Genomic DNA, 17,882 nt, shown 5'->3' with positions numbered 1-17,882 from the left:
TTTTCTCCCTACTGGAATTGAGCCAGGAAAGGACCGTAGCCCTGCTCACCAACCCAGAAACGCAGTAGATTGGTCACACCACGCGCGGTCAAAGTAGCACCGGCGAGCGTGTCGACTTCATAATCAGGGTTTGGGTTAGAGGCCAAGCCAAGACGCGGCTCTAAGGTGCCGGAAGCAAAAACCTGCTTACCAGGCCACTGGGCCTTCCAGTTGGGGTTATCCACCTCGCCACCGAGACCGGGTGTTTCGGCATGCTGATAGAAGCCCAAACCAGCGATGGTGTTGCCATCCCCTTCCAGTGCCAGGAAGCCATGCAGTGTGGACCACAGGCCAGAGCCACGCACAGGCAGAATAATCCGCTCAGGATGATCCACATCACCGACCAGATACACCAGACCATAGTGCTCCAGACGACGAATGCCCGCTGGGTCTTGCGCTAGTGCAGAAGACATCTGCGGATCGCTGGCAGCACGCAACTGGTCAAACTGCTCAGGAGAGACAGCATCCGTGTACTGACCTGTACGCAGATCAACAACACGAATATGCATCTGACTGAACAGCTCATCAACACGCTCAAAAGTCGCTTCGCGGGGCTGAATCAAACCAGCCGCCACCAGAATATTAGAACGACGATCGTGCTCTTGGTTACGCTCTTGCAGCGGTTTAAGCGCCACAGCAGCACCAGAAACAATGATCGAACACACCAGACAGAGCAAAAAGGCCACTGTCAGTGTTTTCTTCATGGAGTCATTACTTTTAGACATGACGTAAAACCCTCCGCTTGATATTCGCCTTAACCACCATCGTATCAATCAGCGGGGCAAAGAGGTTAGCAAAGAGGATCGCCAGCATAATCCCTTCTGGGAAGGCTGGGTTGATCACCCGAATCAAGACCGTCATGATGCCAATCAACGCACCAAAGACCAGCTTACCTTGGTTGGTCATTGAGGCAGAGACAGGGTCAGTCGCCATAAAGACCATACCGAAGGCAAAGCCACCGACCACCAAGTGCCAGTACCAAGGCATATCAAACATCGCGTTGGTTTCAGAACCGATCAGGTTGAACAGGGTTGACGTCGCCACCATCCCCAGCATAACACCAGCCATAATGCGCCACGAGGCCACACGGGTCAGCAAGAGCACCGCACCACCGATAAAGATTGCCAGCGTGGAGGTTTCACCGACCGAGCCAGGCATAATGCCAACAAAAGCATCCCACCAGCTCAGCTGCTGTTGCAACTCGGTCATGCCACTTTGATAGGCCACAGACAGGGCGGTTGCACCAGTGTAACCATCAGCAGCAACCCACACCGCATCACCCGAGATTTCAGCTGGGTAAGCAAAGTAGAGGAAGGCACGACCTGTCAGCGCAGGGTTGAGGAAGTTTTTACCTGTACCACCAAAGATTTCCTTACCGATGACCACACCGAAGGTAATCCCCAGTGCCACCTGCCATAAAGGAATGGTGGCGGGCAGAATCAAGGCGAAAAGCACAGAAGTGACGAAGAAGCCTTCGTTCACTTCATGACCGCGACGCATCGCAAACAGCACTTCCCAGAAGCCACCGACAATAAAGGTCACGGCATAGATAGGAATAAAGTAGGTTGCGCCGTGGACGAGGTTATCCCAGACGCTGGTTGGGTCATAGTTACTGGCCCCCAGCAGCACAACAAAGCTTTCACGCAGGCCACCTAAAGAGCCAAAACCAGCATCAATAGCGCTGTTAGCGTGATAGCCCGCATTCCACATGCCAAAGAACATTGCCGGGAAGGTACACATCCACACGGTGATCATGATGCGCTTGAGATCGACACCGTCACGGATGAAGGCAGAGGTTTTCGCAACACTGGGTGGCGTATAGAAAATCGTATCGACGGCTTCATAGAGCGCGTACCACTTTTCATATTTACCGCCTTTATGAAAGTGAGGCTCCATGGAATCCAAGAGTTTACGGATACTCATTTGTCTTAGCCCTCTTTCTCGATCAGCGTCAACATATCACGCAAGATCGGACCGTATTCATATTTACCTGGACACACATAGGTGCACAGCGCCAAGTCTTCTTCATCGAGTTCTAAGCAGCCCAGCTGCATCGACACTTCAACATCGCCAACGATCAAAGAACGCAGCAGTTGGGTCGGCAGGATATCCAGCGGCATAACGCGCTCATAGTTCCCAACAGGGACCATTGCACGCTCAGAACCATTGGTAGAAGTCGTGGGTGCAAAGCGCTTGCCCAGACCGAAGAAGCTAGACAGGTAAATTCCCATCACAGAATGGCGGTTGCTGCCGGGTAAACCTGGAGAGAGCCAACCAATAAAGTGACGCTGACTGCCTTCTTGCAGCACAGAGACCTGATTATGGTAGCGTCCCAGATAGGCCAGAGGGCCATCCGCTTTAAAACCACTGAAAACAGAGCCCGAAATCACCTGTGCTGGCAGCTGGCTGTTCACCTCGCCTGCGAGCAGGGCATTTAAGTCTGCGCCCAAACGCGTGCGCACCAAACGTGGCTCTTGCACCAGCGGACCACCCAACGCGATCACACGCTGAGGATTCAGCTGACCACTTAAGAAGAGCTGACCAAAGGCGATCACTTCTTGATAACCCAAGTGCCAGACCTGCTTCTTGGCGCTGACAGGATCAAGGAAATGGATATGCGTGCCTACCAGACCCGCAGGGTGCACACCAGCAAATTCTGCCACTTCAAACTGACCGCCAGAAATCACGGGGATATTGGCACCAGCTTGTTTGCAAATAAAAACCTTGCCTTCGGTCAGGCGGCTCACCACCTTCAAACCAGCCAGAAAAGCTTCTTTTTGCTCGGCAATCACGATGCTTGGATCGGCTGCCAGGGGGTGTGTATCGATGGCGGTGACAAAGATGGAGCTCGGCTGAGCATCCAAGGCAGGAACACGGCTAAAAGGCCGGGTACGCAGTGCAGTCCATAAGCCGGATTCGACCAGCTGATTTTGAACCTGCTCACGACTGAGTTGATCCAGCTGCGCTTCAGGATAGGCTGTAAACTGCACAGCTTCTTCTTGCTCGCTGACATCAATCACGACCGACTGCAAGGCTCGACGCTCGCCACGATGAATCGCGCTCACCTTACCTGCTGCCGGAGCCGTGTAGTGCACACCGGGATTTTTCTTATCTGTAAAAAGGATCTGGCCCAATTTCACCTCGTCACCGACGGCAACTGCCATAGTTGGCTTCATGCCAACATAGTCAGGTCCCAGTACAGCGACTGAACGCACGGCCTTGCCATCAGAGATGGTTTGGCTGGGTGCGCCGGCGATGGGTAGATCAAGGCCTTGCTTGATTTTAATCATAGGTCTCGCCCAATCACCAAATTAAAAGACACAAGTTGATAGCTTGCTAAGGTTACATCTAAAAATGCTACTGCTCTGCTGACCCATCCCCCTGATCAGCAGAGACTCAATTCATGCCATAAGAAAGCCTCTTTAGCGCGTCAATTTGACGCAGCCATAGCTTTCCTAAATAGGGCTCATTATAAAGATCTGCCTCTGACATGGCTACACTACTAAGGGGTCGAGTTGATCTCAAACACAAAAAAAAGAGTCCCAAGCCAAAAGCTTAGGACTCTTTATCACTTCTTATGATCTGACTGAGCACAGAGATCAGCCAGACTGATCTTCAGATCACGGAACTTAACGATCTGCTGGGAAGTAGGCGAACTTCACATTGGCGATTTCTTGCAGAATCCGCACCACCTGACAGCTATAGCCAAACTCGTTGTCATACCAAACGTAGAGGACAACCTGCTTGCCATTGACGATGGTCGCCTTGCCATCCACGATCCCTGCATGACGGTTGCCAACAAAGTCAGAAGAGACCACTTCAGCTGAGTCAATAAAGTCGATCTGCTTCTGCATTGGCGAGTAGAGCGCCGACCAGCTCAGGTATTTATTCAAGGCTTCAACATCGGTGTTCTTTTCCAGCGTCAGATTCAAAATAGCCATCGACACATTCGGCGTGGGCACACGAATCGCATTACCAGTCAGCTTACCCGCCAACTCAGGCAAGGCCTTCGCTACCGCCTTCGCGGCACCTGTTTCAGTCAAGACCATGTTCAGCGGTGCCGAACGGCCACGGCGATCACCTTTATGGAAGTTATCAATCAGGTTCTGGTCATTGGTGTAAGCATGCACAGTTTCAACGTGACCACTGACAACGCCAAACTGATCATTCATCGCCTTCAACACCGGCACGATGGCATTGGTAGTACAAGAAGCCGCAGAGATGATCTTGTCTTCGCTGGTCAGCTCACCATGGTTAATGCCATAAACGATATTCTTGATATCGCCCTTACCTGGTGCTGTCAGCAGCGCGCGAGCCGCACCTGGGCAAGCCAAGTGTTGACCCAGGCCCTGTTCATCACGCCAGATACCGGTGTTATCAACCACCAGCGCATCTTTAATACCATACTGGGTGTAATCCACCTCAGCAGGGGAGTTGGCATAGATAAACTGGATATAGTTGCCGTTGACTATCAGGGCCTTGTTGTCATGATCGATGCTGATGGTGCCACTGAAAGGCCCGTGTACCGAATCACGACGCAGCAGGCTGGCCCGCTTTTCCAAATCGCCATCTTTACCGCCACGCACGACCACCGCACGCAGGCGCAGCAAACTGCCACCACCGGCCTTTTCGACCAGAATACGAGCAACAAGACGGCCGATACGACCAAAACCATAAAGCACGACGTCTTGTGGCTCGCCGCCTTTATCCGCTTCGTTATGCTTGCCAATAATAGGGGCCACTTCTTTTTGCAGGAAGGCTTCCATATCGCCGCCACCTTGCTTGCGATACTGAGCGGCTAACTTACCTACATCAACGTGCGCCGGACCAGGCTGAAGCTTAAGCAGGGTTTCGAGCAGCAGATGGGTGTCACGCACATCCAGCTCTTGACCTTCAACCTGACGTACAAAACGATGGTCTTTCAGAATGCGAATCACCGAGCGGTTGACCAGCGCGCGACCAAAAATAGAAGTCACCACATTGTACTTGCGGTACAGACGACCGATCATCGGAATCATCGCTTCAGCGGTGGTTTCACGCTCTTGCCAATCGTTAAAGTAGGTATCCAGTTTAGTGTCAGTCACAGGTGGCCTCTCAGGAACTTGAGTTATTCGAAGCGGGCAGGCGCCGCTTCCAGTTGAGCTAGGGTCATCACATCCATGCACACTCAGTTGGACTTGGATCACTTTTTGACCTAGGTCACCACAAGGAGCGTGCATTTTGCGGCGGTATTATGCGCGTTGGCCGCCGCTGAGGCAAATAAGATGGCCCTTTTACGGCTAAGACTTTAGCAAAACCTAGGCCGCTTTTGCTGTCAGCTGCACAGCCAGTCCAGCAAAACGACCAAGACTTTAGCCCTCGTGCGGAGGCTGCTATGATGCCTAGCTTTGATCCGCTGTTGAACTCTTATTAACTGGATACCACAGGCTCTGAATGAAGATGAATCAGGCGCAGCAACAGACGCTGGCAGCAGCACCCGTGCCGCTTTTACACCATCCTTTACCTCAACGCGCTGATTTTCAGCAGCGCTGGCTTGGTGTTAAAGGCAGCGCAGAATCTCTTGCTCTCGTCGAAGCCGCGCAACGCCACTCAGGGCTGAGTGTGCTCGTTTGTGCCTCCAGCCAACAGGCTCAAGCGTTGGCCAGCGAGCTGGCATTTTTTGCCCCCAGTGATTTGCCGATCCTACAGCTCCCTGATTGGGAAGTGCTACCTTATGATCGTTTTTCACCCCATCAGGATATTATCTCTGCACGCCTGAGCACGCTGCTGCATCTCCACCAGCAACAACAAGGGTTGTTGATCCTGCCCGTCACCACCTTAATGCAGCGGCTGGCACCAACAGATTTTGTTGCCTCACAAGTCATTGATTTACAAGTTGGTCAGCGGCTTGATTTACACCAGTTCCGCCAACAGCTGGAACAGGCAGGCTATCGCGCCGTCAATACCGTCTATGAACATGGCGAATTTGCCGTGCGTGGCGGCCTGATGGATCTGTTCCCGATGGGATGCGAGCAACCCTTAAGGCTGGAGCTTTTTGATGACGAGCTCGAATCCCTGCGCTTTTTTGATCAGGAAACACAACGCAGCCTTGAGAAAACCGAGCGCCTGTCTTTACTGCCCGCCCAAGAGTTCCCGCTGACACCTGAAGCCTTGGCGCTGTTTCGCACTGAGTTTCAGACCCGCTTTGATGTCGATCTCTCACGCTGCCAGATCTATCAAGACACGCTGCAAGGCCGTGTCTCACCCGGTCTTGAATTTTTGCTGCCGCTCTTTTTCACCCATACAGCACACTTGGGCGATTATCTCCCCGACCAATGCTTGTGGATTGAAATGGGCGAGGTGCAGACCGCCGCTGAACACTACTGGCAAGAGATCCAGCGTCGCTATGAAAGCCTGCGCCATGATATCGAGCATCCCTGCCTGCCGCCTGAAAGCCTTTATCTGACGCCTGAGCAGATTCAACAGCTGCGTAAGCTCTACCCCCAGGTGCGGCTCACGCCAGAGCCAGTGACCGATTCGCGCTCGGGTGATGTTGATCTCAGAACAGCCGACTGCCCTGAAGTTGGCGTGCAAGCCAAGGCCCAAGATCCCTTGCAAGCCCTGCGTACTTTTCAGCAGCAGCATCCTGACACGGCGATTCTGATCTGCGCTGAAAGTCCGGGACGCAAGGAGGCACTACGCGAACTCTTCAACAAGCATCAACTCGCCACCAGTGACAGCACCAACTGGCTTGATTTCATCACGCACAGACCAGCCCTCAGCCTCTGCATTGCTCCCTTGGATCGAGGCTGTTGGCTCGCCGAGCACAAGCTGCTGCTGGTCACTGAAGCCCAATTATTTGGCGAGCGCATCCAGCAACGCCGCCAGCGTCAAAAATCACAAATCAATCAGGATCTGGTGTTCAAAAGCCTGTCTGAGCTGGTGATTGGCAGCCCCGTAGTGCATCAGGATCACGGTATCGGGCGCTACCAAGGCCTGATCACGCTGGAAGCTGGAGGCCAGCCGCAAGAGTTCTTACAGCTAATCTATGCCGATGAAGCCAAGCTCTATGTGCCTGTCTCGGCGCTGGATCGCATCAGCCGCTACTCAGGCACCACCGATGAGCGCGCCCCACTGCATCGCCTTGGCTCAGATCAGTGGGATAAAACCAAGCGCAAAGCGCTGGAAAAGATTCGTGATACTGCCGCTGAGCTGCTCGATATCTATGCCCGACGCGAGGCGCAACAAGGCCACGCTTTTGAGCTGGATGACAGTGCCTGGGATCAGTTCTGCGCCAGCTTCCCTTTTGAAGAGACAGTGGATCAGGAGCTGGCCATTCAAGCCGTACTGCGCGATATGGCGCGCACTCGCCCGATGGATCGCGTTATCTGCGGTGATGTCGGTTTCGGCAAGACCGAAGTCGCCATGCGCGCGGCCTTTGTTGCCGTGCATGGTGGTAAGCAGGTGGCGGTGTTGGTGCCAACCACCCTGCTCGCCCAGCAACACTATGAGAACTTTCGTGATCGCTTTGCCGATTGGCCGGTTAAGGTTGAGCTGCTGTCGCGCTTTCGCTCTGCCAAGCAACAGCAGCAAGCGATTGAGCAGCTCGAAGCCGGTCAGGTGGATATCCTGATCGGCACCCATAAGCTGTTGCAATCGTCCATACAGTTTAAAGATTTGGGGCTGGTGATTATCGATGAGGAGCATCGCTTTGGCGTGCGTCAAAAGGAGCAGCTTAAATCTCTCCGCGCCCAGGTGGATCTGCTCTCACTCACCGCCACGCCGATTCCGCGCACGTTGAATATGGCCATGTCAGGCATACGCGATCTGTCGATTATTGCCACCCCACCCGCACGTCGTCTCTCAGTGAAAACCTTTGTGCGCAAAAAAGAGGAGGCGCTGATCAAAGAAGCGGTACTGCGTGAACTGCTGCGTGGTGGTCAGGTCTACTATCTGCACAACGAAGTCAGCACCATAGAGAATACCGCAGAAGAGCTCAGCCAATGGCTGCCCGAAGCACGCATCGGGATCGCCCACGGTCAGATGCCTGAGCGTCAGCTTGAGCGAGTGATGCAGGATTTTTACCATAAGCGCTACAACCTGCTCTTGTGCTCGACCATCATTGAGACAGGGATCGATATCCCCAATGCCAACACGATGATTATCGAGCGCGCCGATAAGTTTGGTTTGGCCCAGCTGCATCAACTGCGCGGCCGCGTGGGACGCTCTCACCACCAGGCCTATGCCTATCTGCTCACGCCGCAGGATAAAAAGCCAACCGCCGATGCGCAGAAAAGACTCGATGCCATCGCTGCGCATGAAGATCTCGGCGCTGGGTTTCTGCTCGCCTCTCAGGATATGGAAATCCGTGGTGCAGGCGAGCTCTTGGGTGATGAACAAAGCGGTCAGATTGAAGGACTCGGCTTTAGCCTCTATATGGAGCTACTAGAAGAAGCCGTGCAGGCCATTCGTGAAGGTCGCACACCTCAGGCCCATGAACCCCTGCGCTCAGGAACAGAGATTAACCTCTACTTCCCGGCTTTGATTCCAGAAGACTATCTGCCGGATGTGAACCTGCGCCTCCAGCTCTATAAGCGGATTGCCAGCGCCACCACTAGCAGCGAACTCAAGGATCTACAGGTAGAGATGATAGATCGCTTTGGCCTGCTGCCCGAGGCTGCGAAACATCTCTTTCAACAAGCGGCACTCAAGCAAAAGGCCAAGGCGCTCAATCTGCCCCGCATCGATGCGGGCAAGGAAAAAGGCGTGATTTATTTTGGCGATCAGCCCAAAATCAACACCAGCCACTTGATCCAATTAATTCAAACACAGGCACGCCACTATCAACTGGATGGACAACAGGCCCTTAAGTTCAACCTGATCATGGAGCCTGCTCAAGCCTGCTTCAAACAACTTGAACAGCTGCTTGATCAGCTGAGTTAACACGATAGGACACCATTATGAAGCTGCACCTGATGACTCTGCCTCAACTCACCTGCCGGCTGCTGGGTGGCCTGCTCCTGCTGGGCCTGATCAGTCCACTCTCTGCTGAAGTGCGTCACAATGAGCGCGAGTATCGCGTCGAAATTCTGATCTTTGCTCAGGAGCCAGGCGAAGGGGCCAGTGAAAGACCAGGTGCACCCTACCAGCCAGCCCATCCGGCGAATGAAGCCTTGAGCCTCGGGGCCACACCCTTCTGGCACAGCCTGAGCCAGCGTACCCACCCTCAAGTGCGCTCCTTGCCAACTCAGCTTAATCGTCAGGCGCGGGCGCTGGAGCGCAGCGATGATTATCGCCTCCTCTTTCATGAAGCCTTTCAGATGCATCTGGTCGGACGAGATCGCACTGTCCCGCTACTGATCGAAGGCGGCGAGAGGGTGGATGGCCATCCAGAACTCCTCGGCCAGCTCCATCTGAGCGTCGCGCGCTTTCTGCACCTTGAGACAGATCTGCATCTGAACCATTTTGAGCATCGAGCAACCCAGCTCACCCAGCCTCATGCGAATTCGGCAGAAGATATCACCTCGCTCTTGAGCGAAATCACAGCCTCTTCACCAATGCAGCAACGCCGCCGTATGCGCAGCAGCGAGCTCCACTTTATCGATAGCCCGCAGCTGGGCTTGTTAATCCTGATTGAGCGTGCTGAATAAAAGGCAAGGCGAGCCTTCCCGATAAAAAAAAGAGGTCACCCTAGGGCGACCTCTTTTTTTGTGATGCCATGACCTGCCCAGTACAGCAGGTCAATCAGATACTCAATTACAAGCCTTGTGGCGCATAGATCGCAGGCAGATTGCGGAAATAGCCCTGAAAGTCCATACCGCAACCAAACAAGAAGCGATCTTCCACTTCTAAACCGGTAAAGCTGGCTTTCAAATCAGGGAAGGCTTTGCGATCGTGCTTTTTGTCGACCAGCACTGCGCTATACACGCCCGCCGCACCCTGAGCACGACAAAACTCCATAATGGCAGCTAAGGTTGCTCCTTCATCAAGGATATCGTCAACCACCAGTACATAGCGATCCTTCAGGCTCACTTGCGGAGAAACGCGCCAATCCAGTTCACCACCCTTGGTTTCCATGCGGTAGCGAGTGGCATGCATATAATCCATTTCCAAAGGGAATTTCAAGCGCTTGACCAGCTCGCTGGTCGCAAACAGGCCACCATTCATCACTGAAAAAATCAGTGGCAGACGCTCGCCCAGTTCGGCCGTCACGTCCTCTGCCATGCGATCAAAAGCAGCTGAGATCTGCTCCTCAGTGATCAAACAATCGGCATCGGCAAGAATCTGTTGGGCTTTTTTGAGGGCTAAAGTAAGTTCTTCTGTCATGATTGACTCATCTGTTGAAGGGGGGAATCGGTGAGTTGATCGGCCTCAGCCAAATGCAGTGTCCGTGTTGGGAAGGCAATATCGGCTCCCGCTGCACGAATCAGCTCAAAAATGTGCAAGAGGACTTCTTGCTTAATACGGTGAAACTCGACCCAGTTGGTCGTCTTGGTGAAGGTATACACAAAGAAATCCAACGAGGAAGGACCATAGGTATTAAAGTTGACGATCAAAGTCCGTTTGTCAGTTTCCAGCTCAGGGTGCTGCTGTAAATAGCTTTTCACCTGATCAATAATCAGCTGCATTTTATCGGCATCCTGGTAGCGCAAACCAATAGTTTCAAAAATACGGCGATTAAACATGCGCGATGGGTTTTCGAGCGCAATATTGGCGAAAACAGAGTTAGGGACATAAAGGGGGCGCTGATCAAAGGTACGAATCCGCGTTAAGCGCCAGCCGATATCCTCAACCGTCCCTTCTATTTCACGATCTGGCGAACGCACCCAGTCTCCGACGGCAAAAGGCCGGTCGAAATAAAGCATCAAGGCACCAAAGAAGTTGGCCAGCAGATCGCGCGCGGCAAAGCCGATCGCAATACCACCGATACCACCAAAGGCCAGCACACCTGAGACAGAGAAGCCCAAAGTCTGCAAGAGCACCAGCCCTGAAGTGATAATAGCGGCCGCCTTCAAGAGTTTACTGATCGCTTTGGCCGTGGTGAGATCCATCGGCTTACGCCGCGCCTCGGGATCACTGAGCAGGCGCTCCATACCAGAAACCAAGCGCACCACAAACCAGGTGATCAATAAAATAACACTGACCCGTCGTGCCACATCGATCAAACCGAGCAGATCCATATCTGCATGCAGACGCATGACATCCAGTGCCAGCAACAACCCCTGCACCCAAATCATCACACCAACAGGTTTGCGCGCGGCCTCTAGTAACAAATCATCCCAAGGATTACGCGTGGCCTGAAAACGGCTTTGTAAACGATCAAAAAAATGCTTGGCCAGATAATTGACCAATAAAGCCACAAAAATGACGATAAACACCTGAATGATCCAGGCATAGTCAATCGGGATCACACCCCCCAGCGAAGCCAGGTTTTCAAGATAAAAGTTCATGTCCATAACAGATCTCTATTTAGTCTCGATCAAAGGATCGCCTCGTCTGGCTTAGACCAAGAGGTGCTCACAACGGCTCAAATCCTCGGCACACAAGGCAGCCGCCAATTGCCGCGCGAGCATCGCCTCTGGAGACGTGAGCCAGCGGCTGTAGTCAACCGCACGGGGCTTCATGATCGCCAGCGCATCACTGGGTTCAACATCTTGTGCTTGCATCCAGTGCGCGACTTGACGCGCTGCCTCAGGTTGATTGCAGACCAACAGCATATCGCAGCCCGCCATCAGGGCACGCTGAGCACGCTGGCAAAAATCGCCTGCCTGACTGGCCCCTTCCATGCTGAGATCATCACTGAATACCACACCATGAAACCCCAGCTGCTGGCGAAGATGCTCGATCCAAAAGCGCGAGAAGCCGGCTGGCTGATCATCAACCTGCGTATAGATCACATGCGCGGGCATGATGCCTTGTAGCTGAGGTGCCAAAGCCATGAAAGGCTGCAAACAGCTGGCATTGATTTCTTCCCAGCTGCGTCGATCAAGAGGCAGCTCTGTATGCGAATCGGCGGCCACATAACCATGACCAGGAAAGTGCTTGCCTGTCGCGGCCATCCCCAAAGCCTGCATGCCTTCAATAAAGGCACCCGCCAACTGGGCGACAGCTTCTGGCATCGATGCAAAAGCACGATCACCTATGACTTGGCTCTGCTGATAATCCAGATCCAGAACAGGCGCAAAACTGAAATCGATACCAGCTTCTAAAACTTCAGCCGCCATCAACTGCCCCATAAAGCGGCTGGCCATCAACCCAGCTTGCGGATGACGCAGAAAGAGTTCACCCAGACGACGCATGGGAGGGAGCAAGGTAAAGCCTGTACGCAAGCGTTGTACGCGGCCCCCTTCTTGATCCACCGCGATCAACAGCTCAGGACGCAACGCATGAATGCTGGCCGTTAAGGCCTGCACCTGCTTTTTGCTCTCGATATTGCGCGCAAAAAGAATCACCCCGCCTACGGCAGGCTGCTCTAGCAACGCCGCCTCATCAGGGCTGAGCTGCGGACCAGCCAGATCCAGCATCAAGCGTCCAAGTCGCATCGTGTACTCCTGATTCACATAGAGACCTGCTCAAGAAGCTGAAAAAATAAGACAGCCCATGATGAGCTGTCTTAGAGGTTCAGCGAAGGCCAGTTAATTAACGCAGTTTAATCTCACTGCGCAGTTCAAGCGTCGACAGAAGATACAGCTGGTGACGCTGCTCACGATCAGCCGCTAAGGCCTGAGCCAAGGCGCGACGCTCATCTGCATTCTGCGAAACCTCGCCTGGGATAATCTCCAGCAGCTCAAGGACAAGCGCATCACCTTGCTGGAGCTGATGACCTGCGACTGTGGGTGCGCTGAGACTAAAGGCAAAGCGATGGATCTCGCTGGGCACTTCAAATTGACGTCGGCCCAAGGCGTCGACTTCGACCCACTCACCCTCGGCTGTTTCTGGCGTCTCAATCGCCAGCTGGGCGGCTTGCTGGGCAGCCTCTACAGCCAGACGCTGAACCAAGAGCGCTTCGGCCTGTTCAGCAACCTGCTCTAAAGGTAACACCTGCTCCTGCTGATAAACCTGACGTGCCGCAACCAAGTAGCGGCCATCGGGCAGACGCAGCGGCTCAGTCAGCCAACCACGTTCGAGAACTTCCTCACGGAATAGGGCCGCAGCAACAGCGGGTGTCGCCCACAAGCCTTCAAGGCGATCGCGAATCAGCCATTCACTTTCTTCAATGGGCAGACGCATAGCCTGTGCCACCTCATCCAGTGAATCAGCGCTGAAACTGAGGTTAGTCAGTTCTTCCAGTTGGTGCGTCACCGCCTCACGCAATGGCTCTGCCATCACTCGCTCACGCATCAGGCTGCGGACTTCGGCCAGTTCTGGAATCTGGGGCTCTTCACGGTCCGTCAGCTGAAACAGGTGCAAACCTGAGCTGGATTCAACCACTTCGGTCAGATCACCGACTTCAGCCAAGGCAAAAATCGCCTCATCCAAGCTGGGTTCGAGACTGCCACGACGTATCCAGTTCATCGTACCACCACGACGCGCTGAAACGGGATCAGCAGAGAACTCGCGTGCCAGATCTGCAAAATCGGCTTCACCAGCAAGGATGGCCCTACGCCATGCTTCAAGCTGGCGTTCTGCTTGGGCACGTTCTTCTGCATTGCTGAACGTCAGCATCAGGTTAGCGGGGCGCACACGTTGGCTCAGCTCACGCTGGGTTTGAACATAGCGGGCGTACTCAGCCTCAATCTGCGCTTCTGAAACACTGATGGTGTCAGCTAAGGACTGGGGATCAAACAACAGGTAATCGACTTTAAGACGCTCAGGCTGCATAAACAACTGTGGATGCTGAGCATAGAAGGCCTCGATGGCTTCTTCGCTGGGCGCTTGCTGATCTGCAAACTGCTGCCAAGAGAAACGCTGATAGCGATAACGGCGTGTCTCGCCAAGCAGAATTTGCAGCTGATCCAGTTCTTGATCGAGCACAAAATCTGTCGCCGTGAGGCCTTCGATCACTTGCGCGCGCAGCTCGTCCTGACGCAGGCTGGACTGGAAAGCGCCAGCGCTCATGCCCATACGTTGCAAGCTCTGCTCATACTGACTAGTGCTAAAACGCCCTTGTTCATCCTGGAAGGGGCTGAACTGCACCGTCATACGATCCAGCTGACGCTGCGACACTTGCAGATTCAGGCGCTCGGCCTCCTGGAGCAATAGGCTCTGCTGAATCAGTCCAAGCAATGCACTACGACGCAGCTGATCCATGTCGAGCTGCTCAGGCGAAACGTTCTGCTCTTGGATCAAACGCTGCATCTCTTGCTGTGCAGCACGATCAACCTGAAAGCGGCTGATGGATTCACCATTGACCTGTGCCGCTTCATTGGGGTCCCCTCTCCAAGCTGTAAAAAGGGAGTCCATCCCCCACAGGGAAAAGGCCAAGGCAATTAAGCCGATCAGGATATAAGCAAAGATCCCTTGCGATTTTTCTCTAATTTTAACTAGCATGCGGCCCTCAAAGTTAGCCAGTGCAACACCCGACAGGAAGGTTATCGCCATCAGGTTAACAAGAATTGTCGCGCATTATAACTGCTTCAAGCCAAACTACCAATCACCTGTGTCGCCCCTATCCTACTGATTCAGACAAAAAAAACGCACCTTAAAAAAGGTGCGTTTTGCTAGCCGGAGCGATACTTAGTTAACCGCGTCCTTCAAGCCTTTACCTGGCTTAAAGCTAGGTACCTTGGCGGCTGCAATCTGGATTTCATCACCCGTTTTAGGGTTACGGCCAGTGCGCGCTGCACGCTCTTTAACCGCAAAAGTACCAAAGCCAACTAAAGAAACGCTGTCACCCTTTTGCAGAGCGTTTGTCACTGCTTCCAAGGTTGCATCTAATGCGCGGGTTGCGGCTGCCTTGGACAGGTCAGCTTGGGTTGCAATCGCATCAACTAGTTCTGATTTATTCACTCTTCCACCCCTTTTCGAAAGATTTAAACCGCAATCTTAAACCATAAAAGCTGTTTTATGACCTAAAACGCAAGCCTTTTCCTTGATGTATCGCATTTCATTGATTGCACAAGCTGGCTGTACAACCTCGAAAAACACCAATAAACACATTACCCAATCTTAAGCAGCAAAAAAAGCCATCTGAGCGATGATTCATCACTGCTTAGACCTTTGAATAAGATGCCTTCATGAACACCCCATTCACACTACAACAAAGAACAGGGCCAAGAAAACGGCCAAACATTCATCTATTGCCGCATGGCGCGTATCTTAGCCCCTAAACCCTGCTCAGGGAAATACCCTAAATCAATTATTTCGCCTGTTTAGTGGGTTCCAGCACGTAAATCGGCTGCGTTTTCTTCTTTGGGCAGACTGGCCACCCAAGGATCAGGCTGACGCTCCAGTGCCAGTTCCAGCACTTGGTCTATCCAGCTAACAGGATGAATTTCAAGCGGCCCCTTGATACTGTCAGGAATTTCCTTCAGATCACGCGCATTATCCTGCGGAATCAAGACCTTTTTGATACCGCCTCGACGGGCGGCGAGCAGTTTTTCTTTCAAGCCGCCGATCTGCATCACCTCGCCACGCAGATTGATCTCCCCTGTCATCGCGACCTCTGCTTTAACAGGAATACCTGTAAAGGCGGACACCAGTGCGGTACACATGCTGATCCCAGCACTGGGGCCGTCCTTGGGTGTCGCGCCTTCTGGCACGTGGATATGGATATCTTTCTTTTCAAAGCTCTCAGGATCAATCCCCAGAGCTTCACAGCGGCTTCTGACTACCGTCAGCGCAGCCTGAATAGACTCCTGCATGACCTCACCCAGCGAGCCGGTTTTCACTAGCCTGGCCTTGCCTGGCATGGTGGCAGCTTCAATACTAAGCAGTTCCCCACCAACGCTTGTCCAGGCCAAGCCGGTCACGCGCCCCACCTGATTGGCTTCATCCGCCAGACCATAGCTATATTTGCGCACGCCTAGATAATCTTCCACCTCAGCATGATCAATATGCACAGGCGCAGTTTTCTTGCCTTCACCCAGCTGACGCACCACCTTGCGGCATAGGCGCGTCATTTGGCGCTCTAGCTCACGCACCCCAGCCTCGCGTGTGTAGTAGCGGATCACTTCCAGCATCGCAGCAGGGGTAATCTCGACTTCATCCGCCTTCAGCCCCGCATTCTTCATCTGTTTGGGGAGCAGATGCTGACTGCAAATATGGGCTTTTTCATCTTCGGTATAGCCAGGCAGGCGCACCACTTCCATACGATCCAACAGCGGCGCAGGGATATTCATCGAGTTGGCAGTGCAGATAAAGAGCACTTCAGAAAGATCAAAATCGACCTCAAGATAGTGATCACTGAACTTGCTATTTTGCTCAGGATCGAGCACTTCTAACAAAGCCGAGGCAGGATCACCACGATGATCTGCACCCAGCTTGTCGATCTCATCGAGCAAAAACAGCGGGTTCTTCACGCCCACCTTGGAGAGCTTTTGGATCAGCTTACCTGGCATGGAGCCAATATAAGTACGACGATGCCCACGAATTTCAGCTTCGTCACGCACGCCGCCCAGCGCCATACGCACATACTGACGATTCACCGCCTTGGCGATAGATTGCCCTAGCGAGGTTTTACCCACACCGGGCGGACCCACCAAGCAGAGCACCGAGCCACGCAGCTTTTTGACGCGCTGCTGCACAGCCAAGTAGTCCAGAATTCTTTCTTTGACTTCTTCTAGGCCATAGTGATCGGCATCTAAAATGGCGCTGGCCTTATCCAGCTGAATACTGGCCCGCGAACGCTTTTTCCACGGTAGACCCAGCATCCAGTCGAGATAACCTCGCACGACCGTTGCTTCTGCTGAGGTGGGTGACATCATCTTCAGCTTATTCAGCTCAGCCTTGGTTTTTTCATAGGCATCCTGCGGCAAGCCCACCGTTTCCATTTTCTTTTCAAGCTGCTCAAACTCATTGCCTGAGTTTTCCAGATCCCCCATTTCTTTTTGAATGGCCTTCATCTGCTCATTCAAATAGTACTCACGCTGGGTTTTTTCCATCTGCTGTTTAACGCGGGCACGAATGCGCTTTTCTACCTGCAACAGATCCATTTCTTCTTCAAGCTGTAGCATCAGCTTTTCGATGCGCTCTGCTACACGATCTAGCTCTAACAACTCCTGTTTGCTCTTCACGCTCAGCGACAGGTGCGCAGAAATCGTATCCACAAGACGCGTTGGATCAGTCATCGCCTGCAAGCTCGTCAGTACTTCGGCCGGCACTTTTTTCGAGAGTTTGATATAACGCTCAAACTGCTCAACCAGCACGCGAGTGAGCACTTCCTGCTCGCCTGAAGTCAGGACTTCAGTGGCGAGTAAACGGCCTTGTGCGCAGAGAAAGCTCGCGCCTTGGCTGCCTTCTATCTGCTCGTAGGTCTGCTCTAGGTGCGCACGCTGCTCGCCTTCAATCAGCACCTTCACTGTGCCATCAGGTAGGCGCAGTAGCTGCAAAATACTGGCGATGGTGCCGATCTGATAGAGATCCTTCAGACTCGGATCATCCAGCTCTGGATCTTTTTGTGCCAGCAGAAACACCTTCTTGCTTTGTTTCATCGCCGCTTCAAGAGCATGAATCGATTTTTCACGGCCGACAAAAAGAGGCAACACCATTTGCGGATAAACAACGACATCGCGCAAGGGAAGCAGGGGTAAATCGAAGCTTTCAGCGGGTTGAGTTGTATCTGTATGCGACATTGCCGCTCTACCTCAATCATAAACATAGAAGTGAAGCACCTGAGCGCAGACAAATGCGCCCAAAAAAAAGGCCACGAATGGCCTGGGTGCCTGTGGAGTGGGGGATCGCCGGGGCCAACCACCCCACTCAAA

At 53.1% G+C, this 17,882-nt stretch carries 12 protein-coding genes; 2 read left to right on the top strand and 10 right to left on the bottom strand.

Annotated elements, in window-relative coordinates; genetic code table 11:
- Positions 1 to 8: 8 nt before the first annotated feature.
- The 4 genes from V6U78_RS02625 to V6U78_RS02610 all read right to left on the bottom strand — a co-directional run bounded on the left by V6U78_RS02625 (position 9) and on the right by V6U78_RS02610 (position 5,123).
- On the bottom strand, positions 9 to 764 hold the full coding sequence (locus tag V6U78_RS02625; RefSeq protein ID WP_405336898.1) for a Na(+)-translocating NADH-quinone reductase subunit C: 756 nt from the start codon (positions 762 to 764) through the stop codon (positions 9 to 11).
- On the bottom strand, positions 757 to 1,962 hold the full coding sequence (locus tag V6U78_RS02620) for an NADH:ubiquinone reductase (Na(+)-transporting) subunit B (RefSeq protein WP_405336896.1): 1,206 nt from the start codon (positions 1,960 to 1,962) through the stop codon (positions 757 to 759). Before V6U78_RS02620 ends, V6U78_RS02625 begins: the two co-directional genes overlap by 8 nt.
- A gap of 5 nt (positions 1,963 to 1,967) precedes the next feature.
- Positions 1,968 to 3,329, bottom strand: coding sequence for a Na(+)-translocating NADH-quinone reductase subunit A (locus V6U78_RS02615; RefSeq protein ID WP_405336894.1), 1,362 nt, complete (start codon positions 3,327 to 3,329; stop codon positions 1,968 to 1,970).
- 339 nt (positions 3,330 to 3,668) lie between these two features.
- Positions 3,669 to 5,123: a glyceraldehyde-3-phosphate dehydrogenase gene (locus tag V6U78_RS02610; RefSeq protein ID WP_405336892.1), complete on the bottom strand. Its 1,455-nt coding sequence runs from the start codon at positions 5,121 to 5,123 to the stop codon at positions 3,669 to 3,671.
- 355 nt (positions 5,124 to 5,478) lie between these two features.
- Here V6U78_RS02610 and mfd point away from each other — a divergent pair, with 355 nt between their 5' ends.
- Positions 5,479 to 8,961: a transcription-repair coupling factor gene (gene mfd / locus V6U78_RS02605; protein WP_405337080.1), complete on the top strand. Its 3,483-nt coding sequence runs from the start codon at positions 5,479 to 5,481 to the stop codon at positions 8,959 to 8,961.
- A 17-nt stretch (positions 8,962 to 8,978) separates the two neighbouring features.
- On the top strand, positions 8,979 to 9,668 hold the full coding sequence (locus V6U78_RS02600; RefSeq protein WP_405336890.1) for a CsiV family protein: 690 nt from the start codon (positions 8,979 to 8,981) through the stop codon (positions 9,666 to 9,668).
- Positions 9,669 to 9,774: 106 nt separating this feature from the next.
- On the opposite strand, the gene V6U78_RS02595 is transcribed toward V6U78_RS02600, so the two are convergent.
- The 6 genes from V6U78_RS02595 to lon all read right to left on the bottom strand — a co-directional run bounded on the left by V6U78_RS02595 (position 9,775) and on the right by lon (position 17,750).
- Positions 9,775 to 10,344: a hypoxanthine-guanine phosphoribosyltransferase gene (locus tag V6U78_RS02595; RefSeq protein ID WP_405336888.1), complete on the bottom strand. Its 570-nt coding sequence runs from the start codon at positions 10,342 to 10,344 to the stop codon at positions 9,775 to 9,777.
- Entirely contained in the window at positions 10,341 to 11,474 is a 1,134-nt protein-coding gene (locus V6U78_RS02590; RefSeq protein WP_405336886.1) for a mechanosensitive ion channel family protein, read from the bottom strand. The genes V6U78_RS02595 and V6U78_RS02590 overlap by 4 nt, the downstream gene beginning before the upstream one ends.
- A 45-nt stretch (positions 11,475 to 11,519) precedes the next feature.
- Positions 11,520 to 12,560: a beta-N-acetylhexosaminidase gene (gene nagZ, locus V6U78_RS02585; RefSeq protein WP_405336885.1), complete on the bottom strand. Its 1,041-nt coding sequence runs from the start codon at positions 12,558 to 12,560 to the stop codon at positions 11,520 to 11,522.
- Positions 12,561 to 12,657: 97 nt separating this feature from the next.
- A complete protein-coding gene (locus tag V6U78_RS02580) occupies positions 12,658 to 14,508 on the bottom strand; it encodes a SurA N-terminal domain-containing protein (protein ID WP_405336883.1) in 1,851 nt (616 codons plus the stop codon).
- A 186-nt stretch (positions 14,509 to 14,694) separates the two neighbouring features.
- Complete coding sequence (locus tag V6U78_RS02575) at positions 14,695 to 14,967, bottom strand: HU family DNA-binding protein (RefSeq protein WP_405336881.1); 273 nt, start codon at positions 14,965 to 14,967, stop codon at positions 14,695 to 14,697.
- Positions 14,968 to 15,329: 362 nt separating this feature from the next.
- Complete coding sequence (gene lon, locus V6U78_RS02570; RefSeq protein ID WP_405336879.1) at positions 15,330 to 17,750, bottom strand: endopeptidase La; 2,421 nt, start codon at positions 17,748 to 17,750, stop codon at positions 15,330 to 15,332.
- Between the last annotated feature and the right edge of the window lie 132 nt (positions 17,751 to 17,882).

It is taken from the genome of Marinospirillum alkalitolerans (assembly GCF_045055655.1).
GTDB lineage: Bacteria > Pseudomonadota > Gammaproteobacteria > Pseudomonadales > Halomonadaceae > Marinospirillum > Marinospirillum alkalitolerans.
The sequence above is the reverse complement of the archived record's forward strand: the minus strand, read 5'-3'. Positions and strand labels throughout refer to the sequence as shown.

What these genes read in the sequence shown, in the direction of transcription:
- V6U78_RS02620 (WP_405336896.1), bottom strand. Translation starts at nt 1,962, where the DNA reads ATGAGTATCCGTAAACTCTTGGATTCCATGGAGCCTCACTTTCATAAA.
- nagZ (WP_405336885.1), bottom strand. Translation starts at nt 12,560, where the DNA reads ATGCGACTTGGACGCTTGATGCTGGATCTGGCTGGTCCGCAGCTCAGC.
- V6U78_RS02580 (WP_405336883.1), bottom strand. Translation starts at nt 14,508, where the DNA reads ATGCTAGTTAAAATTAGAGAAAAATCGCAAGGGATCTTTGCTTATATC.
- V6U78_RS02625 (WP_405336898.1), bottom strand. Translation starts at nt 764, where the DNA reads ATGTCTAAAAGTAATGACTCCATGAAGAAAACACTGACAGTGGCCTTT.
- V6U78_RS02600 (WP_405336890.1), top strand. Translation starts at nt 8,979, where the DNA reads ATGAAGCTGCACCTGATGACTCTGCCTCAACTCACCTGCCGGCTGCTG.
- V6U78_RS02595 (WP_405336888.1), bottom strand. Translation starts at nt 10,344, where the DNA reads ATGACAGAAGAACTTACTTTAGCCCTCAAAAAAGCCCAACAGATTCTT.
- V6U78_RS02615 (WP_405336894.1), bottom strand. Translation starts at nt 3,329, where the DNA reads ATGATTAAAATCAAGCAAGGCCTTGATCTACCCATCGCCGGCGCACCC.
- mfd (WP_405337080.1), top strand. Translation starts at nt 5,479, where the DNA reads ATGAATCAGGCGCAGCAACAGACGCTGGCAGCAGCACCCGTGCCGCTT.
- V6U78_RS02590 (WP_405336886.1), bottom strand. Translation starts at nt 11,474, where the DNA reads ATGGACATGAACTTTTATCTTGAAAACCTGGCTTCGCTGGGGGGTGTG.
- lon (WP_405336879.1), bottom strand. Translation starts at nt 17,750, where the DNA reads ATGTCGCATACAGATACAACTCAACCCGCTGAAAGCTTCGATTTACCC.